The 15719-nt window shown below is 69.1% G+C and carries 13 protein-coding genes and 2 pseudogenes; 7 read left to right on the top strand and 8 right to left on the bottom strand.

Annotated features, from left to right (window positions below):
- Positions 1–142 precede the first annotated feature (142 nt).
- Together KY500_RS11785 and groL are read left to right on the top strand one after the other, a co-directional pair.
- Entirely contained in the window at positions 143–1189 is a 1047-nt protein-coding gene (locus tag KY500_RS11785; protein ID WP_219900741.1) for a DUF3048 domain-containing protein, read from the top strand.
- A gap of 141 nt (positions 1190–1330) precedes the next feature.
- Positions 1331–2959 carry a chaperonin GroEL gene (gene groL / locus KY500_RS11780; protein ID WP_066597333.1) on the top strand — a complete coding sequence of 543 codons (1629 nt, stop codon included), beginning with the start codon at positions 1331–1333 and terminating at the stop codon, positions 2957–2959.
- 103 nt (positions 2960–3062) lie between these two features.
- Here groL and KY500_RS11775 read toward each other — a convergent pair whose 3' ends face one another.
- The 3 genes from KY500_RS11775 to KY500_RS11765 form a co-directional block, all read right to left on the bottom strand.
- Positions 3063–3353, bottom strand: a complete 291-nt coding sequence (locus KY500_RS11775; protein ID WP_219900740.1) for a WXG100 family type VII secretion target — start codon at positions 3351–3353, stop codon at positions 3063–3065.
- Between the two features lie 147 nt (positions 3354–3500).
- Positions 3501–5309: a cell wall metabolism sensor histidine kinase WalK gene (locus KY500_RS11770; RefSeq protein ID WP_219900739.1), complete on the bottom strand. Its 1809-nt coding sequence runs from the start codon at positions 5307–5309 to the stop codon at positions 3501–3503.
- Positions 5310–5337: 28 nt separating this feature from the next.
- Positions 5338–6030, bottom strand: coding sequence for a response regulator transcription factor (locus tag KY500_RS11765; RefSeq protein ID WP_066597326.1), 693 nt, complete (start codon positions 6028–6030; stop codon positions 5338–5340).
- 164 nt (positions 6031–6194) lie between these two features.
- Between KY500_RS11765 and KY500_RS11760 the strand changes: the two genes are divergently transcribed.
- Genes KY500_RS11760 through KY500_RS11750 form a run of 3 tightly spaced genes read left to right on the top strand, consistent with a single transcriptional unit; the run spans position 6195 to position 9228 of the window.
- Entirely contained in the window at positions 6195–7472 is a 1278-nt protein-coding gene (locus tag KY500_RS11760) for an NAD(P)/FAD-dependent oxidoreductase (RefSeq protein ID WP_219900738.1), read from the top strand.
- A gap of 38 nt (positions 7473–7510) precedes the next feature.
- Positions 7511–8416 carry a dihydropteroate synthase gene (gene folP, locus KY500_RS11755; RefSeq protein WP_219900737.1) on the top strand — a complete coding sequence of 302 codons (906 nt, stop codon included), beginning with the start codon at positions 7511–7513 and terminating at the stop codon, positions 8414–8416.
- Positions 8416–9228 (top strand): pyrimidine reductase family protein, encoded by an 813-nt coding sequence (locus tag KY500_RS11750; RefSeq protein WP_219900736.1) that lies wholly within the window; start codon positions 8416–8418, stop codon positions 9226–9228. Before folP ends, KY500_RS11750 begins: the two co-directional genes overlap by 1 nt.
- A gap of 62 nt (positions 9229–9290) precedes the next feature.
- Here the strand turns inward: KY500_RS11750 and KY500_RS11745 are convergent.
- The 3 genes and pseudogenes from KY500_RS11745 to KY500_RS11735 form a co-directional block, all read right to left on the bottom strand.
- A pseudogene (locus tag KY500_RS11745) lies at positions 9291–10939 on the bottom strand (DNA repair helicase XPB).
- A 64-nt stretch (positions 10940–11003) separates the two neighbouring features.
- Positions 11004–12851, bottom strand: coding sequence for a helicase-associated domain-containing protein (locus tag KY500_RS11740; protein ID WP_219900735.1), 1848 nt, complete (start codon positions 12849–12851; stop codon positions 11004–11006).
- A 5-nt stretch (positions 12852–12856) separates the two neighbouring features.
- Positions 12857–13132 carry a hypothetical protein gene (locus KY500_RS11735; RefSeq protein WP_219900734.1) on the bottom strand — a complete coding sequence of 92 codons (276 nt, stop codon included), beginning with the start codon at positions 13130–13132 and terminating at the stop codon, positions 12857–12859.
- A gap of 94 nt (positions 13133–13226) precedes the next feature.
- On the opposite strand from KY500_RS11735, the gene KY500_RS11730 reads away from it, so the two are divergent.
- Both KY500_RS11730 and KY500_RS11725 read left to right on the top strand, forming a co-directional pair.
- On the top strand, positions 13227–13607 hold the full coding sequence (locus tag KY500_RS11730; RefSeq protein ID WP_066597311.1) for a cold-shock protein: 381 nt from the start codon (positions 13227–13229) through the stop codon (positions 13605–13607).
- Positions 13600–14184 (top strand): annotated as a pseudogene (locus KY500_RS11725) (DUF3027 domain-containing protein); the annotation flags it as partial. The gene KY500_RS11730 and the pseudogene KY500_RS11725, both read left to right, overlap by 8 nt.
- A gap of 123 nt (positions 14185–14307) precedes the next feature.
- On the opposite strand, the gene KY500_RS19325 reads toward KY500_RS11725, so the two are convergent.
- Positions 14308–14541, bottom strand: coding sequence for a DUF2530 domain-containing protein (locus KY500_RS19325; RefSeq protein WP_255579231.1), 234 nt, complete (start codon positions 14539–14541; stop codon positions 14308–14310).
- Positions 14542–14549: 8 nt separating this feature from the next.
- Positions 14550–15665: a phosphoserine transaminase gene (gene serC, locus KY500_RS11720; protein ID WP_219900732.1), complete on the bottom strand. Its 1116-nt coding sequence runs from the start codon at positions 15663–15665 to the stop codon at positions 14550–14552.
- Positions 15666–15719: the final 54 nt, after the last annotated feature.

The raw sequence follows: 15719 nt of genomic DNA, 5'->3' as shown, positions 1-15719 counted from the left end.
CTCGCGTGGAACAGTCGGCCTCACGGGGCCGGCAGCACACAACTGAACAGGCGCCGACGATGTATCGGTTCCCGTGATGACCAGCACGCCACACACCTTGCCCCGCTCGGCAGACATACCTCGCGGAGCTAAGGTGTGTGGCGTGACTGCGTTACGGATGACCACCCCTGTTCGACGCCCCCGCTCCCGCCGCACCGGCTCCCACGCCTGGGCTGCCGCTGTGCTGATCGGAGCCGCCTGCGTCCTGACCGGCTGCGTCACCGCGCCGCCCACCGAACCGACGCCCACCGCGGCGGCTCCCGCCGTGGCCCCGCTGCGGGGAACCCCGATCGACCCGGCCGACGCGGAGCATCCGTCGTTGGCCGTGAAGATCGACAACCTCCCCGCGGCCCGGCCGCAGATCGGCCTCGAACGCTCGGACCTGGTGTTCGAAGAGCTGGTGGAAGGCGGGCTCACCCGGTATGCCGCCCTCTGGCACTCGGACGTGCCCGACGACGTGGGCCCGGTGCGCTCCATCCGGCCCATGGACCCTGACCTGCTGAGTCCGTTCGGCGGCATCGTGGCCTATTCCGGCGGGCAGCCGCAGTTCATCGAAGCCATGCAGAACACCCCGGTGCTCAACGTGATCTTCGACCAGGACGACAGCGGCATTTTTCGGCGCGTGGACGACCGGGAATCCCCGCAAGACGTGGTGCTCAGCGCCGCCGAGGTCGTCGACCGGCATGCAGACCTGGCCCCGCCGGAGCGGCAGTTCGACTACGCCGACAGCGCGGCTTCCGCCGGGGCTGCCACGGCCGGGGAGGCCGCCGGCACCATCGTCACCCGGTTCTCCGACTCGAGCGAGCGCTCCTGGACCTGGGACCCCGCCGGCAGCGCCTACCTGCGCGGCCAGGACGGCGCGCCCGACCTGGACGCCGGCGGCGGCCGGCTGGTCGCCACCAATGTCGTGGTGCTCAGCGTCGGCGTGGACCGCAGCACCGACGTGCCCCGCACCATCTTGGAAGGCACGGGCCAGGCCTGGGTCTCAACCAACGGATCGACCCTGCCCGCGACGTGGACCAAGGACGCCCCCGCGGCGCCGATCAAGTTGACGGATGCCGACGGCGCGGCCATCGAGCTCGCACCGGGCAACACCTGGATCGAACTGGTGCCCACCGACGGTGGCGGCGCCGTGGAGATCCTGCCGTAACCCGGTCTTGCGGCGGCATCGTGCAGCCCCCGTTCACTTGCACTCTCGACCCCAGAGTGCCAGAATCGGTTTAGCACTCTGCTGTTTGGAGTGCTAACCCATCATCGTTTTGGTAACGTCCGGGAGGGACGAGAAACACATATGGCAAAGATCATTGCTTTCAATGAAGAGGCCCGTCGCGGCCTGGAGCGCGGCCTGAACATCCTCGCTGACACGGTCAAGGTGACCCTCGGCCCGCGCGGACGCAACGTCGTGCTGGAGAAGAAGTGGGGCGCCCCCACGATCACCAACGACGGCGTGTCCATCGCCAAGGAGATCGAGCTCGACGACCCGTACGAGAAGATCGGTGCCGAGCTCGTCAAGGAGGTCGCCAAGAAGACTGACGACGTCGCCGGCGACGGTACCACCACCGCCACCGTCCTCGCTCAGGCGCTGGTCCGCGAAGGCCTGCGCAACGTCGCAGCCGGCGCCGACCCGATCAGCCTCAAGCGCGGCATCGAGAAGGCCACCGCTGCGGTCATCGCAGAGCTCATCTCCAGCGCCAAGGAGATCGAGACCAAGGAAGAGATCGCGGCCACGGCCTCCATCTCCGCCGGCGACGCCGAGATCGGCGCGATCATCGCCGAAGCCATCGACAAGGTCGGCAAGGAGGGTGTTGTCACCGTCGAGGAGTCGAACACCTTCGGCACCGAGCTCGAGCTCACCGAGGGCATGCGCTTCGACAAGGGCTTCCTGTCGGCATACTTCGTCACCGACCCCGACCGTCAGGAAGCGGTCTTCGAAGACCCCTACATCCTGATCGTCAACTCCAAGGTCTCCAACATCAAGGACCTGCTGCCGATCGTCGACAAGGTCATCCAGAGCGGCAAGCAGCTGCTCATCATCGCCGAGGACGTCGACGGCGAGGCCCTGGCCACGCTCGTTGTGAACAAGATCCGCGGCATCTTCAAGTCGGTTGCCGTCAAGGCTCCGGGCTTCGGCGACCGTCGCAAGGCGCAGCTGCAGGACATCGCCATCCTCACCGGTGGGCAGGTCATCTCCGAGGAGGTCGGCCTCAAGCTCGAGAACGTCACCCTCGACCTGCTCGGTAACGCCCGTAAGGTCGTCATCACCAAGGACGAGACCACCATCGTCGAGGGTGCCGGCGACGCCGACGCCATCGCCGGTCGCGTTCAGCAGATCCGCAACGAGATCGAGAACACCGACTCCGACTACGACCGTGAGAAGCTCCAGGAGCGTCTCGCCAAGCTCGCCGGTGGCGTTGCTGTCATCAAGGCCGGCGCCGCGACGGAGGTTGAGCTCAAGGAGCGCAAGCACCGCATCGAAGACGCCGTCCGTAACGCGAAGGCAGCCGTCGAAGAGGGCATCGTCGCCGGTGGTGGCGTGGCACTGATCCAGGCCGGCAAGACCGCATTCGAGAGCAAGGCCATCCTTGACCTCGTCGGCGACGAGGCAACGGGCGCGAACATCGTGCGCGTCGCCATCGACGCTCCGCTCAAGCAGATCGCCCTCAACGCCGGCATGGAGCCGGGCGTTGTCGCCGACAAGGTGCGCAACCTGCCCGTCGGATTCGGCCTCAACGCCGCAACCGGCGAGTACGTCGACATGATCGCTGCCGGCATCAATGACCCGGTGAAGGTCACCCGCTCCGCGCTGCTGAACGCATCGTCGATCGCCGGACTGTTCCTCACCACCGAGGCCGTCGTCGCCGACAAGCCCGAGAAGAACCCGGCCCCGGCCGGCGACCCGTCGGGTGGCATGGACTTCTAAGTCCCGCCAGCAGCACAGCAGTACCGCACGACCACAGGCTGGGCGTCTCCCTCGGGAGGCGCCCAGCCTTCGTCGTACCCTGCCAGGCGCTCTCAGGCCATGACTAGCTCGCGAAGAGCCGGGCGTTGGCCTGCTCCACCTCCGCGTATTGCTGGCCGGCCCGGCCGAGCGCCTGGTTGAGGGCGTCCGCGCTCTGTTCGACATGTTGCTGGGTGGTGCGCCAGGCCGACACCGCAGCCTGGAACTGGGAGGCTGCCTGCCCCGACCAGGACCCCTCCAGGGCGGTGAGCTGCCCGAGGAGCGCGGCCACCTCGGCCTGGATGCGGCCCATGGTGGCGCGCGCCGCGCCGGTGGTGCTGATCAATGCCTCGCTGTCGACCTGGAACTGGGTCATGGTTCACTCCACTCGCTCGCTCGCCCGGACGACCGGTCGGCCGCCCGCGGGCGACACTACGCATCCGGGCGAAGCAGATGCGCCGGCCCGGCCGCACTGGGGAGAGAACCGACAGGCCCCCGCTTGGGGAGGACCGGCCCGTCCGGCTCAGCCCTGGGGCACCGGTAACGCCTGCGGGGCCGCGGGGGACTCGGCCAACGGGAACCACACCCGGAAGGTGGCGCCGCCGCCCGGCGTCTCGACGACCTCGACCGAACCGTTGTGGCTGGCCACGATGGAGGCCACGATCGCCAGCCCCAGTCCGCTACCGCCGGTTTCCCGGGCGCGGGACGTGTCGGCCCGCCAGAACCGCTGGAAGATCTTGTCGCGAATCTGCGGCGGGATACCCTCACCGTGGTCGATGACGGAGACGGATGCGCGCTGGTTGCGCCGGTCCACGGCGACCTCGAGCTCCACCGGGCTGTCGGCCGGGCTGAAGCGCAGGGCGTTGCCCATCAGGTTGGTGATCACCTGGCGCACCTTGTTCTCCTCGGCCATGATCACGGCGTCGAGAGCCGGCGGAGCCTCGGCGACGTCGGGGGTCTCGACGGAGGGAACCGTCGCATCCGTGCGCTTGGGCTTGCGGGTGCGCAGGCGCGCGAGCGTGGCGCCGGCGAAGGAGATCGTGCCGGTCGTGGAACCGGACTGCTCGGGCTTGACCGCGGCCGGTTTGGGCGTGGTCTTTGCCGCGGCCTTAGCGGCGGCGGCGGCGGCCTTCGCGGAAGCGGCAGCAGAGACAGCGACGGGCTCAGGGGGAAGCGGCGCGGCATCGGCGACCTCACCGGTGGAGTGGGCCAGGTCGATGGGCGGCGCCACGACCTCCTCGTCGTACTCGGCGGGGTGGCTCGTCAGTACGGTGATGCTGCGGCCGGGGGACGAGGCCATGGCATCCAGCGCGGCGTCCTGGGCGAGGGGGAGCAGGTCGACGCGGGTGAGGGCGAGCGGCTTGGTCTCGTCGAGGCGGGCCAGTTCGAGCAGGTCCTCGACAAGGCCGCCCATCCGGATGGCTTCCTTCTCGATGCGCTGCATGGCCTGGGCGACGTCCTCAGGGGTTTGCAGGGCGCCCATCCGGTAGAGCTCGGCGTACCCGCGGACGGAAACCAGTGGGGTGCGCAGTTCGTGGCTGGCGTCGCCGACGAACCGTCGCATCTGATCGATGGTGCGGGCGCGGTCCTTGAACGCCCGGTCGATGCGGCTGAGCATGGTGTTGAGCGAGCGATTCAGCCGGCCCACCTCGGTGTTGGGGGTGGCCCCGCCCAGGCGCTGGCTGAAGTCGCCGTCGGCGATGGCCGCTGCGGTGCGCTCAGCCTCGCGGAGAGGTGCGAAGGTCGTGGTGACGAGCAGGCGGGTCAGCATCGCGCCCACGACAACCACGCCCACACCGAAGCCGAGGAAGATGCTCAGATAGGTGTTGACGGTGTTCTGGGCCGACTGCATCGACAGGGCGAGCAGGACGGTGCCGTAGGTGCCGCTGGAGTTGATCACGAAGGGCACGGCCACGGCGTGGAACTCCGTGTCGCCGTCGGCGCTGGCGAGCTCCTGAATCGAACCATTCAACGCGTTCGAGCTCTGCAGATCCATCGGGATCGTGACAAGGGGCAGGCTCGACCGCGGCCGGTCCTGCCAGGTGCGAGCCTTGAGGTCTCCGTTCTGGTCGAACACCGCCACAAAGTAGTCGGAGTCCACCACACCGTTGGCGCTGCTGGCGACAAACGGAGAGTCGAGGTAATTGGACGACAGTCCTTGAGCGGAGGACTGCAGGCGCGCATCCACCTGCTGGACCATGTAGTTCTGCAGGATGACCATGGTGCCCACCCCGGAAACGAGTAGGCCAAGCGTCAACATCAGCACGGTTACACCGGTGATCTTAGAGCGGAGCGATACCCGGCTCCATCGGTCCATCAGGGCCACATGCATGGGTCCAGTCTAGGAAGCGAATCTGGGTCTATGCCTTGGCGGCCTTGAGCATGTAGCCGAAGCCTCGCTTGGTCTGGATCAGCGGCTCGCTGGAGTGCATGTCGACCTTGCGGCGCAGGTACGAGATGTAGGACTCGACGATGCCCGCGTCGCCGTTGAAGTCGTATTCCCAGACGTGGTCGAGGATCTGCGCCTTGGAGAGAACCCGGTTGGGGTTGAGCATCAGGTAACGCAGCAGCTTGAACTCGGTAGGGCTGAGCTCGATGGGCTGGTCGCCGACGAGGACCTCGTGGGTGTCCTGGTCCATGGTGAGCTCGCCGGCGCGAATGACGGCATCCTCGTCGGCGTGCATCGTGCGACGCAGGATGGCCTTGATGCGGGCCACGATCTCGTCGAGGCTGAAGGGCTTCGTGACGTAATCGTCACCGCCGACCGTGAGGCCGGTGATCTTGTCCTCGGTGTCGTCCTTCGCCGTCAGGAAGAGGATGGGCGCGGTGTACCCGGCCGAACGCAGGCGCTTGGTCACGCCGAAGCCGTTCATGTCGGGCAGCATCACGTCGAGGATGATGAGGTCGGGCTCTTCCTCGAGCACGGCGGAAATCGCCTGCGCACCGTTTCCCACGGCACGCACGGCAAATCCGGCGAAGCGGAGGCTGGTGGTGAGGAGATCCCGGATGTTGGGTTCGTCGTCAACGATAAGGATGCGGGGGCCGTCAGTCATGAACCCAGTATCTGCGCGTTAGCTGGTGCTTTGCTGTGAGTGGGCGGTACAGGGTCGGGGGAAACGGGGATAGGCCTTTCGGAGTGCGCCGGATACCTCTACCGTCAAGCGCAGAGCGCACCGGTGTGCGCCGACGCCGGGCAGGGCAGGAGTGGGAGCAGCGGATGAGTGAGGCAACGCAGCAGGGCGCGGCGGGCGACGACCCCGTGGTCATCGTGGGCGGCGGACTGGCCGGGGCGCGGGCGGCCGAAGCCGTGCGCGACGGCTTCGGCGGGCGGGTCGTGCTCGTGGGCGAGGAGGTCGCCGCGCCGTACATCCGGCCGCCGCTGTCGAAGGAGTACCTCGCCGGTCGGGCGGACCGGGAATCCGTGGACGTGCATCCGCTTGCCTGGTACGCCGAGCAGGAGATCGAGCGGATCGCCGGCCACCGGGCGGCCGTGCTCGACCGCGGTGCCCACCGACTCACCCTCGACGACGGACGCAGCCTGCGCTACAGCCGGCTGCTGCTGGCCACTGGCGCGTCGCCGCGGCCGTTCCCCGGCCCGGGCGCGAGCCTGCCGGGCGTGCACTACCTGCGCAGCGTCGACGACTCCAGCAAGCTGCGCACCGCGCTGGCGGAGGGCGGACGACGGGTGGTCATCGTGGGCAGCGGCTGGATCGGACTCGAGGTCGCGGCCACCGCCAAGGGCTACGGCAACGACGTGATCGTGCTTGGCCGTGGGCCGGTGCCGCTGGAGTCGGCCATCGGCGCCGAGCTGGGCGGGATGTTCGATCTGCTGCACCGTGACCACGGGGTGCACATGGGCAACAACACCACCGTGGTGGAGTTGGAGGGCGAGATTCGCAGCGGCGGCACCCGGGTCACCGGGGTGCGGCTGAGCGACCGCACCCTGGTGCGGGCGGACCTGGTGGTGGTCGGTATCGGGGCCACGCCCAACACCCAGCTGGCCCTGGGCTCCGGTCTCGAGGTCGACGACGGGATCGCCGTGTCGGCCACCTTCGCGACGAGCGACCCCGATGTGTTCGCGGTGGGTGACGTGGCGAACGTGCACCACCCCCGCCTCGGTCACCGGCTGCGGGTGGAGCACTGGGCGAACGCCGACACCGCCGGCGCGGCCGCGGGTCGGGCCGTGCTCGGCGACACCACCGAGTACGACGCCATCCCGTACTTCTACACAGACCAGTTCGACCTCAGCATGGAGTACTCGGGGTTCGGCGAGCTGGCCGCCGGCGCCGAGTTGGTGTTCCGCGGCGACCGGTCCACGCGGGAGTTCGTGGCGTTCTGGCTCCGGGACGGCCACGTGGTCGCAGGTATGAACGTGAACGTCTGGGACGTGAACGAGACCGTGCAGCGCCTCATCCGTTCGGGCATGCGGGTGGATGCCAAGCGGCTCGCGGATGAGAGCATTGCTCTGGAGGACCTGCTCGTCGCATCCGAGTGATCCGGCCCGCAGACCCCGACCAGCCCCGAGGAGTACAGATGGCCCGTTCGACCGCCGCCGGCGTCATCCTGCCATGCTTGGAGGTGCCGGTGCGCACGATCGGCGGGCGCGACTTCGACTTCTCCCGCGAGATCGCGGTGATGGCCGTGATCAACCGCACACCGGACTCTTTCTACGACCAAGGCGCCACGTTCGCGCTCGACGTGGCCGTGGCCGCCGCCCGGGCCGCCGTCGCCGATGGCGCCGACTGGGTCGACATCGGCGGGGCCAAGTTCGCCCCGGGGCCGCCGATCCCCGTTGCGGAGGAGATCGACCGGGTCGTCCCCGTGGTCTCGGCCCTGCAGGGCTCCGGCGCGGTCATCTCCGTCGACACCTTCGACCCCGACGTCGCACTGGCCAGCATCCGCGCCGGCGCCCACGTCATCAACGACACCACCGGCGTGCACGACCCGCGGATGGCCGAGGTCGTCGCCGACAGCGACGCCACCCTGGTGATCACGCACAGCCTGGCCCGCCCGCGCACGCCCTACCCGGCGCCGCAGTACGACGATGTGGTGGCCGAGGTCGCCGAATTCCTGCTCGCCAGGGTCGACCGCGCCCTGGCTCACGGGATGCCGGCCGAGCGGCTGGTCATCGACCCGGGCCACGACCTGAACAAGAACACCCTGCACTCCCTCGAGCTCACCCGCCGGCTGGGCGAGATCACCGCGCTCGGCCTGCCGACGCTCGTGGCGGTGTCGAACAAGGACTTCATCGGCGAGACCCTCGACCGCGACAGGGACCGCCGCGTGGAGGGAACCCTCGCCGCGGCCGTCTACTGCATCCTGCAGGGCGCCCGCATCGTGCGGGTGCACAATGTTGCGGCCGCCGTGGACGCCGTGCGTATGACCGAGGCCATCCTGGGCTTCCGCGAACCCGCCTACCTGCGCCACAACCTCGCCTGATGACCGCCGCTCACGGCCCCGAGGGCCTCGACCCCGCCATTCCCGGTCCCACGGGTCTCGACCCTGCGGATTCCGCTGCCACGGGTTCCAGCCCCGACGGTCTGGACCCCGCCGAGGTGCTCCGTCGGTACCTCATCACCGACCGGGCTACGCCGCACCTGCGGGTCAACTTCGTCAGCAGCCTCGACGGCGCCGCCACGCACGACGGCGTCAGTGGCGGCCTCGGCGACGACGCCGACCGGCTGGTCTTCGACACCGTGCGGATGCTCACCGATGTGATCCTGGTCGGCGCCGGGACCGTGCGCGCCGAGGGGTACGGCGGGATCCGGTTCAGCCCGGAGGCCGTGGCCTGGCGGCTCGCCCACGGGCTGCCGGAGCACCCTCCAGTGGCGATCGTGTCCGCCCGGCTCGACCTCGACCCGGCGCACCCGGTGTTCACCCGTGCCGCCACCCGCCCGATCATAGTGACCCGGGGACAGGCCCCCGCCGAGCGGCGGGCGGCGCTGGCGGCGGTGGCCGATGTGCTGGTCTGCGGGGACGCATCCGTGGATCATTCGCTCATGGTGACCACCCTCACCGAGCGGGGCTACCCGCAGGTGCTCTGCGAGGGCGGGCCGAGCCTGTTCGGGTCGCTGCTGGCCGCCGACGCCGTGGACGAACTCTGCCTCACCCTGGCGCCGCTGCTCGAGTCCGGCTCCGCCGGGCGCATCGCCGCCGCGACGGAGGCAGCACCGCGCCGGATGCGTCTCGTGCACGCCCTCCCGGCTGCCGACACCCTGCTCCTGCGCTACCAGCGGGCCCGCGAACTGTGACCTAAGCCCCGAAAATCCCGGATTTTCGGGGCTTTTCTCACAGTTCGCGGTGGGGCGGAGGGCTAGGGGACGGGGGCGTGGAGGGCGTGCGCGTCGAGGATCGTGTAGGCGTAGCCCTGCTCGGCGAGAAAGCGCTGCCGGTTCTGAGCGAAGTCCTGATCGACGGTGTCGCGGGCCACGAGCGTGTAGAAGCTCGCGGTGAGGCCGGACTCCTTGGGGCGCAGCAGCCGGCCGAGCCGCTGGGCCTCCTCTTGGCGGGAGCCGTAGGAACCGGACACCTGGATCGCCACCGACGCCTCGGGCAGGTCGACCGAGAAATTGGCCACCTTGGAGACCACGAGCAGGTTCTCCTCGCCCACTCGGAACGCCTGGTAGAGCCGTTCTCGTTCGTTCACGGGTGTGGCACCGGTCAGCGTGGGGGCCTGCAAGACCTCGGCGAGTTCGTCGATCTGGTCGAGGTACTGACCGATCACGAGGATGCGTTCGCCCGGGTGCATCGCGACTAGCTGCTTGACGACATCCAGCTTCGCCGGCGCTGTCGCGGCCATCCGGTAGCGCTCATCATCGGGCGCCGCGGCGTAGCTGAGCCGTTCGGCGTGCGGCAGGTCGATGCGCACCTCGTAGCAGGCGGCGGGGGAGATGAAGCCCTGGGCCTCGATCTCCTTCCACGGGGCGTCGAAGCGCTTGGGGCCGATCAGGCTGAACACGTCGCCCTCGCGGCCGTCCTCCCGCACCAGGGTGGCGGTGAGCCCGAGCCGGCGGCGCGCCTGCAGTTCGGCGGTGAGCTTGAACACCGGCGCGGGCAGCAGGTGCACCTCGTCGTAGATCACCAGGCCCCAGTCCATGGCGTCGAGCAGTGCGAGGTGGGCGTACTCCCCCTTCCGCTTGGCCGTGAGGATCTGGTACGTCGCGATGGTGACGGGTTTGACCTCTTTCACCTGGCCGGAGTATTCGCCGATCTCCTCGGCCGTGAGCGTGGTGCGCTTGAGTAGCTCGTCGCGCCACTGCCGGGCGGACACTGTGTTCGTCACCAGGATCAGCGTGTTGGTCTTGGCGGTGGCCATCGCCCCGGCTCCTACGAGGGTCTTACCGGCGCCGCAGGGCAGCACGACCACCCCGGAGCCGGCGTCGAAGAAGTTCGCGACGGCCTTGTTCTGGTAGTCGCGCAACGCCCAGCCGTTTTCGAGCAGTGCGATGTCGTGTGGGGTGCCCGGGGTGTAACCGGCGAGGTCTTCGGCGGGCCAGCCGAGTTTCACCAGCTCCTGCTTGAGCTGCCCGCGCGCCCACGGTGCCACCAGGAACGACCCCGGCGTGGGTGTCCGATCAGCAGCGGGGCGATCCGGCGGGCGCCGGCGACCTCGGTGAGCACGGGGGAGTCGGTGCTGCGCAGCACGAGCTGTCCCTCGTCGTCCCGGTCGATGACCAGACGGCCGTACCGGCCGACGGTCTCCTCGAGGTCGACGGTGACCGACGCCGGAATCGGGAACTTGGAGTACTTCTCGAGCGTGGCCAGCATGTTCGCGGCATCGTGGCCGGCCGCGCGCGCGTTCCACAGGCCGAGCCGGGTGATTCGGTAGGTGTGGATGTGCTCGGGCGCGCGCTCCAGCTCGGCGAACACGGCCAGGTCGTGCCGGGCATCCTCGGCCTGGGGGTGCGCGACTTCGAGCAGAACCGTGCGGTCACTTTGGACGATCAGCGGGCCATCGGACATAACCGTCAATGGTACGCCCGTGGGCGGCGAGCCTCAGCCCCACAAAGCGGGGTGACGTGGCCGCTCAGGGCGCGGGCAGGATGCTGACGATGCTGGACAGCGGCAGCGTGCGTTCGATGTCGGCCCGGCGGTCGCGGGCGCGGAACCGGCCGCCGCCGACGCTGGCCGGTTCGAGGAGGTAGTCCACGACCTCGCCGTCCGGCATCTGCACGCTCACCTGCACGGTCTGGCGGTGCTTGATGGCCGAGTCGAGTTGCCGTGCCAGCCAGGCGTGCGCGGCCTGTGCCTCGCCGCCGTCGGTGGCGCGCAGCTCAGCCACGAGGGCAACGGTGGGGTCCGGTGATGTCGGGCGTTGTGTCTGCGCCCGCGGGTGCCGGCGCAGGTGCACGATTTCGCCGGTGGGAGTCTCGGCAGCCACCGGATAGCGGGCGTCGGTGAGCGCCCAGAACACGGCTTCGGCCGGGTGTGAACTGCTCAGCCGGGTGGGGGAGAGCGTGGTCAGGGCTAGGGTCGTGAACGTCTGGTCGACCGCGATGGCGCCGAGCACCGCCGTGTCGTCTGACCTGATGTAGCAGGGCCCGCCCGGCTGGGTCGCATCCACGCTGCCCACGCGCACCCGCCCGTACCGGTCGGCGGCGTCGCGGATGAGGTAGTCCACCGGCTGCGGGATCCCGGTGAGCGAGATGGAACCGAGGAAGGCCAGCAGTGATTCGGCGTCGTCGCCGGTGGCCAGGGCGCGATTGACGGAGGGGCCGCTGAGCCGGTAGCTAGAGGCCAGTTCGCGGCTTTCGACATCCGCAAAGGTGCGCAGCCGCGCGTCGATCGCCGGCGAGAGCGGGCCGGGCGCCACGATCGAGAGATCGTGCTGCAGGTAGACCGTGCCCACCTCGGCGGGCAGCGAGGCGGTGATCAAGCGGATCGCGCCGTCGATGTCGCCGGCGAGAACGGATGCGCCTGCCGCGCTGGTGGCCTGCCGCGCGGTGATGCCGATCAGTTCGCCGTCGCGGGCGAAGTCGGCGATGCGGGCGTCCATCCAGGTGCCGCCGGCGGGGTAGAGCCAGGCGACGAAGCGGTGCAACGCGTCGCCCCAGGCGACCTCGGGGCGACCCGCCACAATCTGCCGGATGTCCGCGGGCAGCGCCGCGAGCCAGGACTGGGCCAGCACGCCCCAGCGGGCTCCCGCAGCGTCGACCAGCCAGGCCTCGCCTGCGGCCGATTCGGACCAGTAGCCGGCGTCGAGCACCACCAGTTCGGCGCGGGCGGCGATGGTGACCAGCGCGATGACGTCGTCGAGATCGACGCCCATGGCCGCGGAGAGCCGTTTGCTGTCGGGCAAGCCGAGCCCGCCGCGGCTGAGCTCGCGGGCCGGTTCGCGGTCGAGTTCGGTAAGCAGCTCGGCGATCGCGGAGACCGAGGCGAACGCGCGCTCGGCGGCGAGCCGCTCGGTGAAGCGGCCCTCGGTGGCCGAGAGAGGCGCCAGCGGCGTGGGTGCGGGAATGCCGGCCAGGTCGGCGGCGCTCGGCAGGCCCTGATCGGACCAGTCGCGCAGTCGCGCGGTGACGGCCGGGTAGGGCCGCACGGTGTCGTCGACGCGGGCGAGCAGCATCAGGTCGGCCAGCCGGTCGATGCGGGCTGTCATCTCCTCGGCGGAGCCGGTGTCGTGGCCCAGGTCGACGAGCCCTTCGGTGAGCTCGTCGAGTGTGGGTGCGCCCAGCTCGCCGGCCACCGCCAGCACGGCCAGCGTGTTGCGGTCCAGGTGCGAGAGCGTCGCCTGAATGGCGTCGGGGTCGAGCAGGGCCTCGGCGAGGTCGAAGAAATCACGGATGCCGTGGGCCGGGATCGATCGAAGGGCGATCGTGCGGCGCAATGCTGCGTCGTCCAGTGCGCGGAGGCGGGAGGCGAGCGTCAGCATGGGTGTTACTCCTGGTTCTGTCGAGCCTCGCGTGCACGGCGGATTCCGCTGACGATCATCAGCGCGATGATCAGGAGGAAACCGAGGGGGAGGCCGAACAGGGGCAGTGTGAGCACGGCGGGCCACACTCCCTGGCTGAACCCGTCGTTGTCGCCGGCGCCGGCGGCAGTGCCGAGGATCACGGCGAGGAAGGCAAGGATGGACAGGCCGACCACGCCCGCGACCATGTACGCCAGGATCTTCTCGAGCCGGCCGGGGTCGTGTGGAGTTTGAGTGGTCACAGACCTAGGATACGGGGCATAGTCAGCTACAACGGAATAAGCTGGGTCAGGTTGGCACGCATTCTGCGCGCCCCAAAATTACAGCGAGGTTCAGATGCCCACCGGCAAAGTCAAGTTCTACGACGAGGAGAAGGGTTTTGGCTTCATCAGCTCCGATGATGGCCAAGAAGTCTTCCTGCACGCATCCGCGGTGCCCGCCGGAGTTACCGTGAAGGCCGGGATGAAGCTCGAGTTCGGCATCGCCGACGGCAAGCGCGGCGCACAGGCGCTGTCGGTGCGGGTCATCGAGGCTCCGCCGAGCCTGGCCAAGCTCAGCCGCAAGCCGGCCGACGACATGGCCATCATCGTGGAGGACCTCGTCAAGCTGCTCGACGGCATCGGCTCGAGCCTGCGCCGCGGACGTTACCCCGACAGTGCACACGGCAAGAAGATCGCGGCGATGCTGCGCAAGGTTGCCGAGGAACTGGATGCGTGATCCGTTCGATCCCACCCCAGCTCCGGCCCAGCCTGTTGAGACGCCCGTCGAGGGAGAGCTCGTCGACGAGACGCCCGCTGGCACCATTGCCTCTGACGCGGTTGCCTCCGATACTGCTGCTGACGACGCCGCCTCCGACGACGCGGCACCCGCAGAGGATGCCCCGGCCAGTAGCGGCGCCGTCGCGGAGGTCGACGATGACGAGGTCTACGAGGCCGACGAGGTGCTCGTCGGCGCGACCGACCAGGCCCGGGCGGCTCTGGAGCTGATCACCCCGGCCGACACGATCGGTGAACCCCTCGGCTACATCGTCGAGGGTGAGCACGTGCTCTCGCTGCTGTTCGATTGCTTGATGACCGGATACCCGGGATGGCGCTGGACGGTCAGCCTGTCGCGGGTCGACGGCGAGTCAGAACCCCAGGTGCTCGAAACCGAGCTCATGCCCGGCGACGACGCCCTGCTCGCGCCGGAATGGGTGCCGTGGAGTGACCGGCTGGCCGACTCCAAGCTCGCCGAGGAACTCGCCGCGGCCGCACTGACCGACGACAGCGACGACAGCGACGACGACGACAGCGACGACGACGATGACGACGATGACGACGACGATGACGACGACGACGACGACGATGACGACGACAGTGACGAGGCCGACCTCCACGCCGACGACATCGCCGATGACGGCATCGACGTCGACGAAGCCCTAGCGGCGTCGGAGCAGCACGAAGGCGAGTCCAGCCAGGCCGAGGCCCAGTCCGATGGCGGCGCACCACAGCCACCAGCCCAGGCCGGCGTCGCTCAGTTCAGTTCGGAAGACGACCGCTAGCACCAGCGCAATCAGCCAGACGGCCGAACCCACCGCCACCGCTTTCCGCGCATTCGCGCGGGCGGGCACCGGGTCCGGCCGTCTTTCGCTGTCCTTGAGCCAGAGGCGCATGAGTGCGACTAACCCAGGTTGGCTACTACGTACTCGATCGACGAGACGAGCTTGCGCACATCCGCCGGTTCGATGGCCGTGAAAGTGGCGACGCGCAGCTGGTTGCGGCCGAGCTTGCGGTACGGCTCGGTGTCGACGATGCCGTTGGCGCGCAGTACCTTGGCGATAGAGGCGGCGTCGATGGCGTCGTCGAAGTCGATCGTGGCGACGACCTGCGAGCGGTGGCTCGGGTCCGCCACGAACGGGGTGGCGTAGTCCACGGTCGCGGCCCAGTCGTAGAGCACGGATGACGATTCCTGCGTGCGCGCCGACGCCCAGGCGAGTCCGCCGTTGCCGTTGATCCAGTCCAGCTGGTTTTCCATGAGCAGCAGCGTCGACAGCGCGGGGGTGTTGAGCGTCTGGTTGAGGCGCGAGTTGTCGATCGCGTTCTTGAGGCTGAGGAACTCGGGAATGTACCGGCCGCTGGCCGCGATGCGCTCGACGCGTTCGATCGCCGCGGCGGAGAAGAGCGCGAACCAGATGCCCCCGTCGGAGGCGAGGTTCTTCTGCGGGGCGAAGTAGTAGACATCCGCCTGGTCGGCTTCGAAGTCGATGCCCGCGGCGGCGCTCGTGGCGTCGATCACGGTGAGCGCGCCGGCGTCGCCGTGCACCCGGGTCACCGGGGCCATGACGCCGGTCGAGGTCTCGTTCTGCGGCCAGGCGTACACGTCGACACCCTCGGTGGGAACGGCCTCGGCACGTGACCCTGCGGGTGCCTTGATCACATCTGGTGCGGTGAGGAACGGTGCGGCGGCGGCGGCGGCGAACTTGCCGCCGAACTCGCCGAAGACGAGGTTCTGGGCGCGGGTCTGGATGAGCGAGAAAGCGGCGGCGTCCCAGAACGCGGTCGACCCGCCGTTGCCCATGATGATCTCGTAGCCCTCGGGGGCGCGGAACAGGTCACTGAGACCGGTGCGCACGCGCCCGACCAGGTTCTTCACCGGTGCCTGACGGTGGGAGGTGCCCAGGATGCTCGCGCCGGCACCGGAGAGGTAGTCGAGCTGCTCCCGGCGGATCTTGGACGGGCCGCAGCCAAAACGTCCGTCGGCGGGCAGCAAGTCAGTGGGGATCTGTAGGTCCGGCATATCTGGATTCTAGTTGGCCGGGTCGCACGGGTAGTGTTGTGGCGTTGCACATAT

The sequence above is a fragment of the Cryobacterium sp. PAMC25264 genome (assembly GCF_019443325.1).
Classification (GTDB): Bacteria; Actinomycetota; Actinomycetes; order Actinomycetales; family Microbacteriaceae; genus Cryobacterium.
This window is presented reverse-complemented; position numbering and strand designations above follow the sequence as displayed.

Bases quoted from the DNA above. Each gene is read 5' to 3' on its own strand.
- groL (WP_066597333.1), top strand. From the start codon at position 1,331: ATGGCAAAGATCATTGCTTTCAATGAAGAGGCCCGTCGCGGCCTGGAG.
- KY500_RS11775 (WP_219900740.1), bottom strand. From the start codon at position 3,353: ATGACCCAGTTCCAGGTCGACAGCGAGGCATTGATCAGCACCACCGGC.
- KY500_RS11770 (WP_219900739.1), bottom strand. From the start codon at position 5,309: ATGCATGTGGCCCTGATGGACCGATGGAGCCGGGTATCGCTCCGCTCT.
- KY500_RS11765 (WP_066597326.1), bottom strand. From the start codon at position 6,030: ATGACTGACGGCCCCCGCATCCTTATCGTTGACGACGAACCCAACATC.
- KY500_RS11760 (WP_219900738.1), top strand. From the start codon at position 6,195: ATGAGTGAGGCAACGCAGCAGGGCGCGGCGGGCGACGACCCCGTGGTC.
- folP (WP_219900737.1), top strand. From the start codon at position 7,511: ATGGCCCGTTCGACCGCCGCCGGCGTCATCCTGCCATGCTTGGAGGTG.
- KY500_RS11750 (WP_219900736.1), top strand. From the start codon at position 8,416: ATGACCGCCGCTCACGGCCCCGAGGGCCTCGACCCCGCCATTCCCGGT.
- KY500_RS11740 (WP_219900735.1), bottom strand. From the start codon at position 12,851: ATGCTGACGCTCGCCTCCCGCCTCCGCGCACTGGACGACGCAGCATTG.
- KY500_RS11730 (WP_066597311.1), top strand. From the start codon at position 13,227: ATGCCCACCGGCAAAGTCAAGTTCTACGACGAGGAGAAGGGTTTTGGC.
- KY500_RS19325 (WP_255579231.1), bottom strand. From the start codon at position 14,541: ATGCGCCTCTGGCTCAAGGACAGCGAAAGACGGCCGGACCCGGTGCCC.
- serC (WP_219900732.1), bottom strand. From the start codon at position 15,665: ATGCCGGACCTACAGATCCCCACTGACTTGCTGCCCGCCGACGGACGT.